Annotated in this window: 12 protein-coding genes and 1 tRNA gene; 8 read left to right on the top strand and 5 right to left on the bottom strand. The window is 71.7% G+C overall.

Features of this window, described 5'->3' with window-relative positions:
* The first annotated feature begins 218 nt into the window (after positions 1-218).
* Together ACZ4D5_RS11720 and ACZ4D5_RS11715 are read left to right on the top strand one after the other, a co-directional pair.
* Positions 219-1,151: a bifunctional DNA primase/polymerase gene (locus tag ACZ4D5_RS11720; RefSeq protein WP_467772153.1), complete on the top strand. Its 933-nt coding sequence runs from the start codon at positions 219-221 to the stop codon at positions 1,149-1,151.
* 258 nt (positions 1,152-1,409) lie between these two features.
* Positions 1,410-2,924: a peptide MFS transporter gene (locus ACZ4D5_RS11715; protein WP_467772152.1), complete on the top strand. Its 1,515-nt coding sequence runs from the start codon at positions 1,410-1,412 to the stop codon at positions 2,922-2,924.
* Positions 2,925-3,064: 140 nt separating this feature from the next.
* On the opposite strand, the gene ACZ4D5_RS11710 is transcribed toward ACZ4D5_RS11715, so the two are convergent.
* Both ACZ4D5_RS11710 and ACZ4D5_RS11705 read right to left on the bottom strand, forming a co-directional pair.
* Positions 3,065-3,149: transfer RNA gene (locus tag ACZ4D5_RS11710), tRNA-Ser, on the bottom strand.
* A gap of 94 nt (positions 3,150-3,243) precedes the next feature.
* Positions 3,244-4,728 carry a S1C family serine protease gene (locus ACZ4D5_RS11705; protein ID WP_467772151.1) on the bottom strand — a complete coding sequence of 495 codons (1,485 nt, stop codon included), beginning with the start codon at positions 4,726-4,728 and terminating at the stop codon, positions 3,244-3,246.
* A 195-nt stretch (positions 4,729-4,923) separates the two neighbouring features.
* Between ACZ4D5_RS11705 and ACZ4D5_RS11700 the strand changes: the two genes are divergently transcribed.
* From ACZ4D5_RS11700 to ACZ4D5_RS11690, 3 genes are all read left to right on the top strand, one after another.
* The gene (locus tag ACZ4D5_RS11700; RefSeq protein WP_467772150.1) at positions 4,924-5,766 is read left to right on the top strand and encodes a glycerophosphodiester phosphodiesterase; all 843 of its coding nucleotides are present in this window, start codon (positions 4,924-4,926) and stop codon (positions 5,764-5,766) included.
* A 53-nt stretch (positions 5,767-5,819) separates the two neighbouring features.
* A complete protein-coding gene (locus ACZ4D5_RS11695) occupies positions 5,820-6,437 on the top strand; it encodes an ATP-binding protein (protein WP_362338822.1) in 618 nt (205 codons plus the stop codon).
* 141 nt (positions 6,438-6,578) lie between these two features.
* Positions 6,579-7,547: a DUF5926 family protein gene (locus ACZ4D5_RS11690; RefSeq protein WP_467772149.1), complete on the top strand. Its 969-nt coding sequence runs from the start codon at positions 6,579-6,581 to the stop codon at positions 7,545-7,547.
* Positions 7,548-7,764: 217 nt separating this feature from the next.
* Here the strand turns inward: ACZ4D5_RS11690 and ACZ4D5_RS11685 are convergent, their stop codons facing one another.
* Together ACZ4D5_RS11685 and ACZ4D5_RS11680 are read right to left on the bottom strand one after the other, a co-directional pair.
* Positions 7,765-8,316 carry a hypothetical protein gene (locus tag ACZ4D5_RS11685; RefSeq protein WP_467772148.1) on the bottom strand — a complete coding sequence of 184 codons (552 nt, stop codon included), beginning with the start codon at positions 8,314-8,316 and terminating at the stop codon, positions 7,765-7,767.
* A gap of 55 nt (positions 8,317-8,371) precedes the next feature.
* Positions 8,372-9,049: a bifunctional DNA primase/polymerase gene (locus tag ACZ4D5_RS11680; protein WP_467772147.1), complete on the bottom strand. Its 678-nt coding sequence runs from the start codon at positions 9,047-9,049 to the stop codon at positions 8,372-8,374.
* 453 nt (positions 9,050-9,502) lie between these two features.
* Between ACZ4D5_RS11680 and ACZ4D5_RS11675 the strand changes: the two genes are divergently transcribed.
* On the top strand, positions 9,503-11,038 hold the full coding sequence (locus ACZ4D5_RS11675; RefSeq protein ID WP_467772146.1) for a PP2C family protein-serine/threonine phosphatase: 1,536 nt from the start codon (positions 9,503-9,505) through the stop codon (positions 11,036-11,038).
* Positions 11,039-11,148: 110 nt separating this feature from the next.
* On the top strand, positions 11,149-12,612 hold the full coding sequence (locus ACZ4D5_RS11670; RefSeq protein ID WP_467772145.1) for an aminopeptidase P family protein: 1,464 nt from the start codon (positions 11,149-11,151) through the stop codon (positions 12,610-12,612).
* Positions 12,613-12,777: 165 nt separating this feature from the next.
* Here ACZ4D5_RS11670 and ACZ4D5_RS11665 read toward each other — a convergent pair whose 3' ends face one another.
* Positions 12,778-13,314 carry a carboxymuconolactone decarboxylase family protein gene (locus ACZ4D5_RS11665; RefSeq protein ID WP_467772144.1) on the bottom strand — a complete coding sequence of 179 codons (537 nt, stop codon included), beginning with the start codon at positions 13,312-13,314 and terminating at the stop codon, positions 12,778-12,780.
* Between the two features lie 41 nt (positions 13,315-13,355).
* On the opposite strand from ACZ4D5_RS11665, the gene pdxR reads away from it, so the two are divergent.
* Positions 13,356-14,804: a MocR-like pyridoxine biosynthesis transcription factor PdxR gene (pdxR, locus tag ACZ4D5_RS11660; protein ID WP_467772143.1), complete on the top strand. Its 1,449-nt coding sequence runs from the start codon at positions 13,356-13,358 to the stop codon at positions 14,802-14,804.
* Positions 14,805-14,882 lie beyond the last annotated feature (78 nt).

Here is a 14,882-nt window from a genome sequence, read left to right as displayed (position 1 = left end):
TCGATAAACCCGCTTCACGCCCCCAAATCCCCAGCCCAGTCCCGCGCGATCCACCCGGAGCCCGCCTCGACCCAGCCCTCGCACGAGGCGAAGCGTTCCGGCACCACCGATCGGGCGGTCCCGCGAAGGCCGCTTTTCCCCCGTCCGACCCCACCGCCGGGGCCACTCCCCCCTCGCTCCCTCTTCCCTTCTTCGAACGTACGTACGAAAATGAAGTCATGGCCACCATCGACCGCCATGCCACCACCCTGGCGCTCGCCCACGCACTGTCCGCCGCCGAGCGCGGCCTCGCGGTGATCCCGCTGTCCCGCACCAAGCTCCCCGCCCTGCGCTCCCCCCACCACGAAGACCACCGACCGGCTCTGTGCCACGGCGAGTGCGGCCGCCTCGGACACGGCGTGTACGACGCGTCGACCGACCCCGGGCGCATCCGCGAACTCTTCGCCGCCGCCCCCTGGGCCACCGGCTACGGCATCGCCTGCGGGCTGCCGCCGCACCATCTGATCGGCATCGACCTGGACACCAAGTCCGGCACGGACGCCTCGGCCGCGCTGCGCGAACTGGCGCTGCGCCACCTCTTCACGATCCCCGACACCGTCGTCGTGACCACGCCCAGCGGCGGCCGCCACATCTGGCTCGCGGGGCCCGCCGACACCGTGATCCCCAACTCGGCGGGCCGGCTCGCCCCCGGCATCGACATCCGGGGCGCGGGCGGCTATCTCGTGGGCCCCGGCTCCCGCACCGAACACGGCGTCTACGGCACCGTGCCCGGCACGGCCCAACTGCCACCCGCACCCTGTCCGCCCGCCCTGCTGCGCCTGCTCACACCCCCGCCGCGCGCGCACCACCCCGCGCCCCCGCCGCCCGGGAACCCCTCGTCCGGAAACACGCCCGCAGGCCACCCGGACGCGGACGCCCAACGGGGCCAGGGGCTCGTGCACTTCGTGCTCGCGGCGCACGAGGGCCAGCGCAACACCCGCCTCTTCTGGGCCGCCTGCCGCGCCTACGAGAACGGCATCGGCGAGGCCCTCGCACCCCGGCTCACGGAGGCCTCGGTCCGCGTCGGCCTCACGGAACGCGAGGCCCGCTCGACGATCGCGTCGGCGGCACGGCTCACGGGGCACGCGGGGGACGGCCGCAGCCTGGAGTGAGTCCGGCGCGTCCGGAGCCTGGGGCGCGGGGTCCGAAGCACCGCGCCACCAGGTCCGGGACATCGCGTCACGGCAGTCCGGGACATCGCGTCACCACAGTCCAGGACATCGCGTCACCACAGTCCGGGATATCCCATCATTCGAGACAACCGTCCGGTTCGGGACTTTGGGCTGTCCGTTTCAGGACCTTTGCCGGGCAAAGCGGCGACTTTACGCCGTTCCAATGGCTTGGACTGCCCTGCACCAAAGGACCTGATCATGACCGCACCCCTGACGAAGAACGACGGGGCATCCCCCTCGACGAACGCCCCCGCCCCCGGGGGCACCACGTTCTTCGGACACCCTCGCGGCCTGGCCACACTCTTCATGACGGAGATGTGGGAGCGGTTCAGCTTCGTCGGGATGCGGGCCCTCCTCGTGCTCTACCTGGTGGCCCCGGAGTCCAAGGGCGGCCTCGGCTTCGACGCCGCCACCGGTGCCGCGATCTTCTCCGTCTACAACGCCATGGTCTATCTGCTCGCGCTGCCCGGCGGCTGGGTCGCCGACCGCGTCTGGGGCGCGCGCAAGGCCGTGGCGCTCGGCGGCTTCTCGATGGTGGGCGGGCACTTCCTGCTGGCGCTTCCGGACAAGGCGACGTTCTTCGCCGGCCTGGTCTTCATCGCCCTCGGCGCCGGAATCATGAAGTCCAACATCTCCACGATGGTCGGCCAGCTCTACCCGGACCGCACCGACCCGCGCCGGGACAGCGGCTTCACGATCTTCTACATGGGGATCAACCTGGGCGGTTTCATCGCCCCGTTGACCATCGGCACGGTCGGCCAGTCCGTCGACTGGCACCTGGGCTTCGCGCTCGCGGGCGTGGGCATGAGCCTGGGCCTGACGCAGTACCTGCTCGGCAGCCGCCACCTGGCCGCGGCCAGCTCGGTCGTCAACGCCCCACTGACCACGGACGAGCGCTCGCGCCTCGTCAAGCGCGGCCTGCTGTGGCTCGTACTCGCGGCCGCCTTCTACACCGTCATCGGCCTGACCGGCTCGCTGAGCGTGGGCTGGGTGCTGTGGCCGCTGACCCTCGCGGGGCTCGCGCTGCCGGTCGTCTGCTTCGCCCGGATCAAGCGCGACAAGGACCTCACCGCGGACGAGCAGTCCAAGATGACGGGCTTCATCTGGATCTTCGTCGCGGCCGCCGCCTTCTTCATGATCTACGACCAGGCGGGCTCGGTCCTCAATCTGTTCGCCCACGACAACACCGAGAACGCCGTCCTCGGCTGGACCTTCCCGACGAGCTGGTTCCAGTCGATGAACCCGGTGTTCGTGATGGCTCTCGCGCCGGTGGCCGCGATGCTCTGGCAGTGGCTCGGCAGCCGCAACCCGAGCGTGCCGGTGAAGTTCGCGATGGCGCTGATCGCGGTCGGCGCCTCGTTCTTCGTCATGGTGGCGGCGCAGGCCGCCGCGGCCGGCGGCGAGCGGGTCACCCCGATGTGGCTGGCCACGGTCTATCTGATCCACGCGGTCGCCGAACTGTGCCTGTCTCCCGTCGGGTTGTCGGCGACGACGAAACTGGCACCGCGCAAGTACGCGAGCCAGATGATGGGCGTGTGGTGCCTGGCGGTGACCGCGGGCGACTGCGTGGCCGCGATCATCCAGCAGCTGATGGGCGACGCGACGGGCGGCGGCGCCTACTTCGCCCTCCAGGCCACGCTCGCGGTGCTCGCGGGCATCGGGGTCTTCACCTTCCGCAAGCCGATCGTGGCCCTGATGGGTGATGTGAAGTAGCGCCCGGGTACGTGCGGACGGGCCGCACGTGACGACGCGCTGTACGTGACGCCGCGCTGTACGTGACGCCGCGCCGCATGCGAAAGGGCGCCGCCAACTCGGCGGCGCCCTTCGTCATCCGGTCCTGCGGACCAGCCATGCGGTGGGTGTGGGATTTGAACCCACGGTGGCTCGCACCACGACGGTTTTCAAGACCGTTCCCTTAGGCCGCTCGGGCAACCCACCCCGCGCCGACGACCGGTGAACCGGAACGGCGCGGGGACAAGACTAGCGGGTCGGCTTCCCGGGCAGCGGGTCCCCTGCTCCGCCCGGCCGGAGGTCAGCGGCTGTCGCCCTTGCGGGAGCCCAGGGTCACGTCGACCGTGTGCTCCTTGCCGTCGCGCTCGTACGTGATCTTGACCGTGTCGCCCGGCTTGTGGGTCCAGATCTGGCCGATCAGGGTCGGGCCGCTGTCGATCACCGCGTCGTCCAGCTTCGTGATGACGTCGCCGGGCTTGAGGCCCGCCTTGTCCGCCGGGCCGTTCGGGGTGATCGCGTCCGAACCGCCCGTGGTCTCCTGGGAGATCGTCGCGCCGTTCACTCCCTCCTGCCGCAGGGAGACGGAGGCACCGATCACGGGGTAGACGGGCTGGCCCGTCTTGATCAGTTGCTTGGCCACGTTCTGCGCCTGGTTGACCGGGATCGCGAAGCCCAGGCCGATGGAGCCGGACTGGCCGGAGCCGCCGAGGCCGCCGCTGTCCGCGGGCTTGATCGCGGAGTTGATGCCGATGACCGCGCCGCGCGCGTCCAGGAGCGGGCCGCCGGAGTTGCCGGGATTGATGGACGCGTCGGTCTGCAGGGCGCTCATGTACGAGCTCTTGCCGCTCTGCCCGCCGTCGCTGGAGGTCACCGGGCGGTTCTTGGCGCTGATGATGCCGGTGGTGACGGTGTTCGACAGGCCGAAGGGCGCGCCGATCGCGATCGTCGAGTCGCCGACGGCCACGCGGTCGGAGTTGCCGAGCTGGAGGGGCTTCAGGTTGTCCGGGGCGTTCTTGAGCTTGATGACCGCCACGTCGTAGCCCTCGGCGCGGCCGATGACCTCGGCGGCGTACTTCTTGCCGTTCGAGAACGTCGCCTGGAGCTTTCCGCCCTCGGCGGCCGACGCCACCACGTGGTTGTTGGTGAGGATGTGGCCCTGCTTGTCGTAGACGAAGCCGGTGCCCGTGCCGCCCTCGCCGCTGCCGCTCTGCGCCTCGATGGTGACGACGCTCGGCAGCGCGGCATTGGCGATCCCGGCGACGGAGCCGGGCTCCCGCTTGAGGTCGGCGGGGGTGTCCGGGGCGGAGACCGTGGTCGAGTTGGTGTCGTCGTTGCGGTCGGCGGCCCAGTAGCCGACGCCGCCGCCGACACCGCCCGCGACCAGAGCGGCCACGAGCACCGCGGCGACCAGGCCGCCGCGCCGGCCGCCGGGCTTCGGCTCCTGCGGCTGGTAGGAGGCGCCCCAGCCGGAGCCGGATCCGCCGGCCGTGGCGTACGACGGCACGGCGGGCGGGGCCGGGGGCGGCCAGCCGCCCGCACCGGAAGCGGCCTGCGGGGCGCCCGCGTGGGCGGGCGCGGAGTGCGCCCCTTCGTACCCCGGCTGCCCCATGGGCTCGGGCGCGGCAGACGCCGTAGACGCCGCGGGCGCGGCAGAAGAAGCAGCCTCGGAATCCGCGGGAACAGCGGGCGCGTCCACCGGCGCGGGAGGCGCGTGCGGCACGGCGGGCGCGGCAGGAGGCACGGACGGGGCCTTGGGTACTTCGTTGCCCTCGTTCTCGGTGCTCACAGCTCTTTCTCCTCGGTCCATGCTGTTGGTGCTTGCGTTCTCGGTCACGGCCTGGCTGTGCCAACTGTGTGTTTGTCTGCAGTCAGCTTTTCCCATGGGCTGTCAGGGCACCATAAGCCGATCCTGTGTGTCCGGCGCCTCGGGAGACCGCCCTCCGGCGAGCCGCCGGGTACCCCGTGATGGCACGATGACGCGGTGACCCTCGCACGACAGCACCAGATCCAGGTCGTCGCCCACCGCGGAGCCTCCGAGGACGCCCCCGAGCACACGCTGGCCGCCTACAAGAAGGCGGTCGAGGACGGCGCCGACGCCCTCGAATGCGATGTACGGCTCACCGCGGACGGACATCTCGTCTGCGTCCACGACCGTCGCGTCAACCGTACGTCGAACGGCCGCGGAGCCGTCTCGGCGCTCGAACTGGCCGATCTGGCCGCCCTGGACTTCGGCTCCTGGAAGAATGACCACGACGAGGCCGAGGAGGGCGAAGGCCCCGACTGGGACGGCTCCCCGGACGAGGACACCTCCGTCCTGACCCTGGAGCGGCTGCTCGAACTGGTCGCCGAGAGCAACGCGTCGGGCCGCCAGGTGCGCCTCGCCGTCGAGACCAAGCACCCCACCCGCTGGGCGGGGCAGGTGGAGGAGCGCCTGCTGCTGCTCCTCAAACGCTTCGGTCTGGACGCGCCGCCCGCCGAGGGCCCGTCCCCGGTCCGGATCATGAGTTTCTCCGCGCGTTCGCTGCACCGCGTGCGGGCCGCGTCCCCGACGCTGCCGACCGTCTATCTGATGCAGTTCGTCTCGCCGCGCCACCGCGACGGGCGCCTTCCCGAGGGCGTTCGGATCGCGGGACCCGCGATGCGGATCGTGCGCAATCACCCCTCCTACGTGGCCAAACTCAAGCGGGCGGGCCATCAGGTGCACGTCTGGACGGTGAACGAACCCGAGGACGTCGAGCTCTGCGCGGAGCTGGGTGTCGACGCGATCATCACCAACCGCCCCAAGCAGGTTCTGACCCAACTGGACCGTCTGGGACTCCGTTAACTCCGGTTACAGGGAGTGCACCGGCGCGTTCGGTCCGTATTCGATCGTTACGAGTGCGTCACCGGACGGGGATTGGCCGGTTTCCGGTCCAGTCCATTGGGGCATCCACACCGTGGCGTGGGGCGAAGGAGGTCTCGGGGGTGGCGTTGGTGGTGGCACGGGAGGTGCCCACGTCGTCGAGCATGGCCGTACCCCATGGCCCTGCGGGCGTGGGGGAAGCACGACACCGGATGCGCGATCAGCTGCGCAGACACGGAGTGTCGGAGTCGGTCGTCGACGATGCCGTACTGATCCTGTCGGAGTTGCTCAGCAATGCCTGCCGGCACGGCAGGCCACTGGGTCGCGGCATGGTCGGTGACGGCGATGTGCGCGCGGCGTGGCACGTCGACAAGACGGGCCGGCTGACGGTCGAGGTGACGGACGGCGGCGGCCCGACCCGCCCGGTCCCCGCCACCCCGTCGGTCACGGCGCACGGCGGCCGCGGGCTCAACATCATCACGGCGCTCGCCGACACCTGGGGCGTCCGCGACGACGTGCACGGCGAGGTCACGGTGTGGGTCGTCGTCCAAGCGGGGCACCGCCACGACGATTTCGCTACGCGCGTCGCAGCGCCGTCCGCGGCCGCGATATCGGAGCTCGCCTTCTCGGACCCCTTCGACGACCTGGACTGACGCCCCACGTCCCACTCGGGCTTCTCCGGGCCTGCTCCGGGCTCTCCCCGGGCCTTCTCCGCGTCGGGCCGAATCTCCGAACGGCTAGGCTCGCGCCCGTACGAAAGAGTGCATGAGAGCCGTAGCCGGGAGACAGCCAAGATGGCCAAGAAGCGCCCCCAGACCAAGGGCAAGCAGCAACCGCAGCTCAAGGACGGCGAGATCCCCGTGGTCGGGGCCCGCGAGCCCTGCCCCTGTGGTTCGGGCCGCCGCTACAAGGCCTGTCACGGCCGGGCCGCCGCGCACGCGGTGACCGAGCTGGTGCAGCGCCCCTTCGACGGCCTGCCCGGCGAGTGCGACTGGGTCGCGCTGCGCGAGCTGGTCCCCGCCGCCACGGTCGAGCTGAACCTCAAGGGCGGACTCCCGGACGGCGTCCCCTCGGTCACCCTCGCCACCGTGCTGCCGATGGCCTGGCCCGCGCTGCGCCGCGACGACGGCTCGGTCCTGCTCGGCCTGCAGAACGACACCTCGTCCGGCGACATCAGCCGCGACCTCGCCGACACCCTGCAGCGCGCCGTCGAGGCCGAGCCGGGTACGCCGGTGAAGGGCCGCCGCGCCCCGTCCGACGGACCGCGGCTGCAGGATCTGCTCGACCCCGAAGGTGAGTTCGAGCCGATCGTGCACTCCGGCTTCGAGTTCTGGGTGCCCGACTCCGAGAACGCGACCCCGGAGGTCTCCGCGTCCCTGGAGCGGGCGAACGCGGCCGCCATCCCGACCGTCAAGCTGACCGGTGTGGACGCCGCGTACTGGTGCGAGACCCCGGAGAAGAACCACCTGCGCTGGGTCATGCCGCACCCCGAGGAGCAGCTCCTCGACGCGCTGGCCCGCCTGCACGCGGCCGGCACGTCCTCCCTCGGCGAGGGCACCCGCCTGGTCGGTTCCTTCCGCGCGCACGGTCTGACCGTGCCGGTGTGGGACCTGCCGAGCGGAGTCGGCGCCGAGGACGTCGAGAAGCCCGCGGCCGAGTTCGCCGAGCGGCTCGCGGCGGCGCTGGCGTCGGACGCCCCGCTGACGGCGGACGAGCGCCGGGCCCGCGGCGGTCTCACCAACCGTCAGGTCACGCTCAGCTGACCCGCGGGAACGGCGCCGCGGCCGCCCTCGGCCGACCAGAGGCGGAGTGCGTGACTCCAGTCACAACTCCCTGTAGTCACAAGTAAATCCCTGTCCGGATAACTGAGATCGAATTTGCCAGGAGCCGATCTCTTGTTACCGTTCAGGTAGCCCGGTTGCTGGTGCATCCCCCGTCGCCAGCAACCGGGCCCTTCCATGTCCGGGACCGGTTCAGTCCTCAACTGCCCTGCGGGGACGCCGAGTTGCTTCCCGAGCGCAGCAGCAGCGCGCCCGACTCACCCGCCGCGAACTCCGCCACCGCCGAGTACGCGTCCGCCGCACCGGCCGACCGCTCGCGCGGCGTCTCGCACGCTCCCGGTTCGTCCCCCGCACCCACCGAACAGTGCATCTGTACGGTGCGCGCGCCGGGTCCCATCACGGTCAGTACGGCGGTCAGCTCCCCGCCGGTGGCATTGCGGTAGTAGGTGCGCGCCCAGGTGTCGCGGCCCTGCGTGAGGACACAGGTCTGGGCCTCGATGCCGTCGGGCGTGGAGAGTTCGGGGCCGCACCGGGCGGCGGTGGTCAGCCCTCCGAGGGCGCCGTCCACGAGCGAGGAGGGCTCCGGATCCGGCACCTCCGGCTCCGAAGGGGCGTTCGAAGCGGAGACGGAGGGTGAGGGGAGGGGCGACTTCGCGTCACCGTCGCCCACCGGCCCCGCGGACGCGCCGGCGAGCGGCAGGAGAACCGTGACGGCCACGACGCCCAGGAGCACGATCAGGCGGGGTTGCATGGGCCGAGGTTAACGAGAGTGGGCGCGCGGCCCGTTCGCCCCGCGCCCATTTCCCCTACATCTCGGGCGCGCTCACACCCGTACGAGTGAGGGCGTCCACGACGGCGTCCACGACCGCCTCGACATCCGGCACCCAGGGGGCGGCGGAGCCGGGCAGCGGCGCGCGCTCCCAGCGGACCTGGCCCTGCCCCGTCACCGAGGGGGGCAGCGCGATGTAGCCGCCCTCGCCGTGGAAGCGGAGCGAACCGGGGACGTAGTCCTTGGCGTAGAGCAGTTCGCCCAACTGGGCCATGGAGTACGGCGCGACGAGCAGATGGAGGCGGCTGTCGGTGGCGACCACCGGGCCGAGCCTGATGCCCGCCTCGTCGAGCGCGGCGAGGGCGCGCACGCCCGCGTCCGCGGGGAGGCTGACGGCGCACGGCGCGCGGCCGCCGGTGGCGAGCACGACGGGGGCGCACGGACGGTTGGTCCACCACCAGCGGACCATCCGCTCGTCGGTGGTGGCGGCGAGGAGGCCGGGGTCGAGGGGATGCGCGCCCGGCACCGCGCAGTCGGGGTCGGGGCAGGCGCACCGGGTGCCGTCGCGTCGGTCGAGGCCGACGCCCGGCAGTACGGGCCACCGCCATGCGGTCGCGAAGGTCAGAGCCGCGCCGAGCTGTCCGGCGCTCCGGCCGGGCTTCCTTCCGATTCGCCAGGACAGGAGCCTGCGTCGCCTTCCGAGGATCTCGCGCATGAGCGCTCGTTCCTTTCCGTTGCACGCCGGCTTGCGCCGGGGAGACTGCGGGCCACATCACACCATGTGTGGATCACTTCGCTGTACGTACGAGCTGGCACATCTGACCCCAGCCTGTGGCATGGGGAACCACTCTGAACCGAGCGTTGACGTGGCGTGGGGTGGCGGCGCCTGGCGTTTGCCGTCCCGCGATATTGCTTGCCGCCTCCCCCACGGGAGGATGGGGCACGGTCGTCGTGAGTTAAGACGCCCGGGTCCTTCGCCAGGTTCCGGACGGATCCCAACTGCCCCTGGCCATCACTGAGTAGGTACCCAGCACGACCGTCGCAACGCTCTACCGAACAACCTCAGTCGACCCTAATATGCCCTAACCCGGCGCTGTTTTCGGCCAACTTCTCAAGATCTCTTACTGTTCCCGGAATTCCCTCGGACACCAGGAATCCCAGCAGGACAATGCTGGACATCCCCTCACCAGTGCGTGTACATCTGGAGACATTGCTAGCGGCGCAGAACAACATGGGGGTTTGCGATGCTATTGAGCATTACGCACCGGCCGGAAAGCCGTCAGCCATGAACGCCCCGCACCTTCCGAAAGTGGCCGGAATCGACTCCACCGTTCCGCCACCGGCACACACTGTCGCGCCCGCCGCGCAGGCCACGCCCGCCGCACCGTCCGCGGAGGGCACGTCCGTGACCAGCGCGCCCGGCGTCGTGATCCAGGACCGCCTCGCGGGCTGGGTCTCCGATCTCACGACTCTGCACGAACTCACCGAGCGGCTCGCCCGTACGGACACCCTGGACGAGGCCCTGCGGGAGCTCCTGCGCGCCGGCTCGGCCCTGGTCGGTGCCCGGCGCGGCCTCGTCGTCGTCGAGCCCTCCGACGGGCGCGGCCCCGACACCACCGTCGGCCTGGGCCTCGGCCGCGCCGACCTCGGGCACATCGAGACCGTGCCGCGCGGCGCCACCTCGTACGGCAGGATCCTGGACACCGCGACGACCGCCGCGCCGGGGCCCGAGAGCGAGATCGTCCAGCCCGACCTGCTCTCGGACGACGGCATCGACCCGCGCCACCGCGAGGTCGCCGCCCGCCTCGGGTACGCCGCGAGCTACGCCCTGCCGCTCGCCACCGAGGCGGCGGGCCGGATCGGGGCGGCCGTCTGGCTGTACGACGAGCCCGCGGAGCCGGTCGAGCGCCAGCGCCACCTCGTCGGCCTCTACGCCCGCTACGCCACCGAGCACCTGGCACGGCTGATCGAGCTCGACCGTTCCCGCACGACCGACGCCACCCTGCGCGAGGAGCTCATGCCCTCGCGGCTGCCCCGGGTCGCGGGCGTGCAGCTCGCCGCACGGCACCGCACCGGGCCGCGCGGCGGCGGCGACTGGCACGACGCGCTGCCGCTGCCGGACGCGGCGCTGGGGCTCGCGGTCGGGTCCGTGACCGGGTCGGGGCCCAGCGCCGTGGCCGCGATGGGGCGGCTGCGGGCGAGCCTTCGGGCCTATGCCGTGATGGAGGGCGAGGACCCCGTCGCCGTACTCTCCGATCTGGAGCTGTTGCTGCGGCTGACCGAGCCCGCGCGGTCGGCGACCGCCCTCTTCGCGTACTGCGAGCCCGCGCTGCGCAAGATCACGCTCGCCGGTGCCGGACACAGCCCGCCGCTGATCATCGGGGAGCGGCGCACGGAGTTCGTGGAGACCTCCCTGTCCGCGCCGCTCGGGATGCTCGCCTGCTGGGAGGCGCCGAGCGTGGAGATCAGCCCGGAGCCCGGCGAAACGGTGCTTCTTTACACCGACGGACTGCTGCACCGCACCGGCGACCCGATGGACCGGGCCTTCGCGCGCCTGCACGCGGCGGCGGCGAGCGTGCCCAAGGGGATCCGGGACGACCCCGGCTCCATCGCCGACCACGTGCTGCACGCCGTCCTGCCCGACGGGCTCGACGCCGTGGACAGCGACGAGGACGTGGTGATGCTGGCGGCGCGCTTCGACTGAGGCGGCGTGAGCTTCCGGGCACGCGCTGTAAGTGGTCTTCCGGCCCTGGGCCCCCTTCCGTACGCCCGTACGATGGAGGGTGGTCCAGTGTCGTACATAGGAGGCAGACCGTGTCGGACGCGCTCAACCCGGAGAACCCGGAAGAGACCGAAGAAGAGCCGATCAAGCAGCGCAAGAACGGCCTGTACCCGGGCGTCTCCGACGAGCTCGCCGAGAACATGCAGTCCGGCTGGGCCGACACCGAGCTGCACGACCTGCAGCCGATCGCGCAGGCCGGGAACACCGCGGCCCGCCGTGCCGCGCTCTCCGCGCGCTTCCCCGGCGAGCGCCTGGTGATCCCCGCGGGCAACCTCAAGACCCGCTCGAACGACACCGAGTACGCCTTCCGCTCCTCCGTCGAGTACGCGTACCTCACCGGCAACCAGACCGAGGACGGCGTCCTCGTCATGGAGCCGAAGGACGGCGGCCACGACGCCACCATCTACCTGCTGCCGCGCTCCAACCGCGAGAACGGCGAGTTCTGGCTGAACGGCCAGGGCGAGCTGTGGGTCGGCCGCCGCAACTCCCTCACCGAGGCCGAGAAGCTGTACGGCATCCCCGCCTCCGACGTGCGCGAGCTCGCCGACGCGCTGCGCGAGGCCACGGGCCCCGTCCGTGTCGTGCGCGGCTACGACGCCGGCATCGAGGCGGCCCTGACCGACAAGGTCACCGCCGAGCGCGACGAGGAGCTGCGCGTCTTCCTCTCCGAGGCCCGTCTGGTCAAGGACGAGTTCGAGATCGGCGAGCTGCAGAAGGCCGTGGACTCCACCGTCCGCGGCTTCGAGGACGTCGTGAAGGTCCTCGACAAGGCCGAGGCCACCAGCGAGCGCTACATCGAGGGCACGTTCTTCCTGCGCGCCCGCGTCGAGGGCAACGACATCGGCTACGGCTCCATCTGCGCCGCGGGCCCGCACGCCACCACCCTGCACTGGGTGCGCAACGACGGCGCCGTCCGCTCCGGCGAGCTGCTGCTGCTCGACGCCGGTGTGGAGACGCACTCGTACTACACCGCGGACATCACGCGCACGCTGCCGATCAACGGCCGCTTCAACCCGCTGCAGAAGAAGATCTACGACGCGGTGTACGAGGCCCAGGAGGCCGGCATCGCGGCGGTGAGGCCGGGCGGCAAGTTCCGTGACTTCCACGACGCGGCGCAGCGCGTGCTCGCCACGCGGCTCGTCGAGTGGGGTCTGCTCGGCGACCTCGACGTGGAGAAGGTCCTGGAGCTCGGTCTGCAGCGCCGCTGGACGCTCCACGGCACCGGTCACATGCTCGGCATGGACGTCCACGACTGCGCCGCCGCGCGCACCGAGACGTACGTGGACGGCACGCTGGAGCCCGGCATGTGCCTGACCGTCGAGCCGGGCCTGTACTTCCAGGCGGACGACCTGACCGTGCCGGAGGAGTACCGCGGCATCGGCGTCCGGATCGAGGACGACATCCTCGTGACGGAGGACGGCAACAAGAACCTGTCCGCCGCTCTGCCGCGTACGTCCGAGGACGTCGAGGCGTGGATGGCGCAGCTCAAGGGCTGAGGTCTGCGGTCAGGTCAGCAACGTCGAAGGGCCGGTCCCCCCGTGGGGACCGGCCCTTCGGTGTCGCTCAACACTCCGCCCGCTTCGGGAAGCCCGGCGCGACCAGCGCCGTCAGCGCGATGCCCGCCGCCGCGACGAACACCGCGGAGGCGAGGGTGGCGGTCATCAGTGGGCGACCCTCTCGTCCTCGCCCGCGACCTTGGCGGTGCTCAGGGCGATGCGGTTCCAGGTGTTGATGGTGAAGATCAGGGCGAGCACGCGGGCCAGTTCGGACTCGTCGAAGTGGCGGGCCGCCTCGGCATAGACGTCGTCGGGGACGCCGCCCTGGGAGACGAGGGTGACCGCCTCGGTGAGGGCGAGGGCCGCCTGCTCCTTCTCCGTGAAGAAGTTACGGGCCTCGCGCCACACGCCGATCATGTGCAGGCGGGCCTCGTCCTCGCCGGCCTTGCGGGCGTCGGAGGTGTGCATGTGGAGGCAGTAGGCGCAGCCGTTGAGGAGCGAGGCGCGGATCTGGATCAGTTCGACCAGGGCCGGGTCCAGGCCGTCGCGGGCGGCGGCGTCGAAGCCGATGAGGGCCTTGAATGCCTTGGGGGCGGCCTTGGCGAAGTTGATGCGGGGGGTGTGCTCGTGCGCAGTGGCGTCGGCCTGGGCGGTCGTGGTGGCGGTGGTCTGCGTGGTGTCCGCGTTGTTCGTCATGACCATGAATCTACGGGCGGGAAAGACCTCGGTTAGGGTGCATTCCCATGCCGGAATCATGGGTCAATTTGGCGGAACGCATCGGCAGTGACCTGCACTTGGACCTTTCGGGTCCCGGCAGTCGCCGTGCCGTCCTCATCGGTGCGCTGCGGGACGCCGTGCGCGAGGGACGGCTCCCGCCGGGCACCCGTCTGCCGCCCTACCGTTCGCTCGCCGCCGACCTGGGCCTGGCCCGCAACACCGTCGCCGACGCCTATGCGGAACTGGTCGCCGAGGGGTGGCTGACCGCGCGGCAGGGCTCGGGGACCCGGGTTGCCGAACGGGCCGCCCCGCCGAAGCGGCCGCGGAAGCCGAAGCCGGCCCCCGCGCGGCCCGCGGCGCCCGCCCACAACCTGCGCCAGGGCACTCCGGAGGCCGCCTCGTTCCCCCGCACGGCCTGGCTCGCCGCCGCCCGGCGCGCGCTGGCCGCCGCCCCCAACGAGGCCTTCGGGCCCGGCGATCCGCGTGGCCGCGTCGAGCTGCGCCGGGCGCTCAGCGAGTATCTGACGCGGGCCCGCGGGGTGCGCGTCGACCCGGAGCGGATCGTGGTGTGCTCCGGCTTCGCGCACGCGCTGCGGCTGCTGTTCGGGGGCTCGCACGGGGCGGGCGGCGCGGTGCTGCGCGGGCCGTTCGCCGTGGAGTCGTACGGACTCGGCTTCCACCACCAGGTCCTGGAGGGCGCGGGCGTACGGACGGTTCCGCTGGGCCTGGACGAACACGGCGCGCGCGTCGAGGAGTTGGCGGAGGGGCCGCGGGTGCGTGGCGTCCTGCTCACGCCCGCACACCAGTTCCCCACCGGTGGCCCGCTGCGCCCGGAGCGGCGCGCCGCGGTCGTCGACTGGGCCCGGCGCACCGGCGGTCTGGTCCTGGAGGACGACTACGACGGGGAGTTCCGCTACGACCGCGAGCCCGTCGGCGCCGTGCAGGGCCTGGATCCCGAACGGGTCGTCTACCTCGGCTCGGTCAGCAAGAGCCTGTCCCCCGCGGTGCGCGTCGGCTGGATGGTGCTGCCCGAGCAGCTCGTCGACGGGGTGCTCGCCGCCAAGGGGGAGCGCGAGGCGTGGGCGAGCGTCCTCGACCAGCTCACGCTCGCCGAGTTCATCGCCTCCGGGCACTACGACCGCCACATCCGCCGGATGCGCCAGCGCTACCGGAACCGCCGCGACCAGCTCGTCGCCGCCCTCGCCGAACGGGCCCCGCACATCACGGCCACCGGCATCGCGGCGGGCCTGCACGCGGTGCTCCGGCTGCCGCCCGGCACGGAGGCGTCCGCGGTCAAGGCCGCGGCGTGGCAGGGGATCGCGCTGGACGGCCTCGCCGGGTTCCGGCATCCGCGGGCGACGATGCCGGGCGCGGACGGCCTGGTCGTCGGGTACTCGACGCCGGCGGAGCATGCGTACGGGGCGGCGCTGGAGGCGCTGCTGAGGGCGTTGCCGCCGGCGGATGGCGGGGTCTGAACACTCATGGGCACCTGAAGGACACCTGACAGTCACCTGACGGAACAACCCTGAGCAGGGGAAATAAGCCCGGCTCAT

The organism is Streptomyces sp. NPDC025651 (genome assembly GCF_055558735.1).
This window is presented reverse-complemented; position numbering and strand designations above follow the sequence as displayed.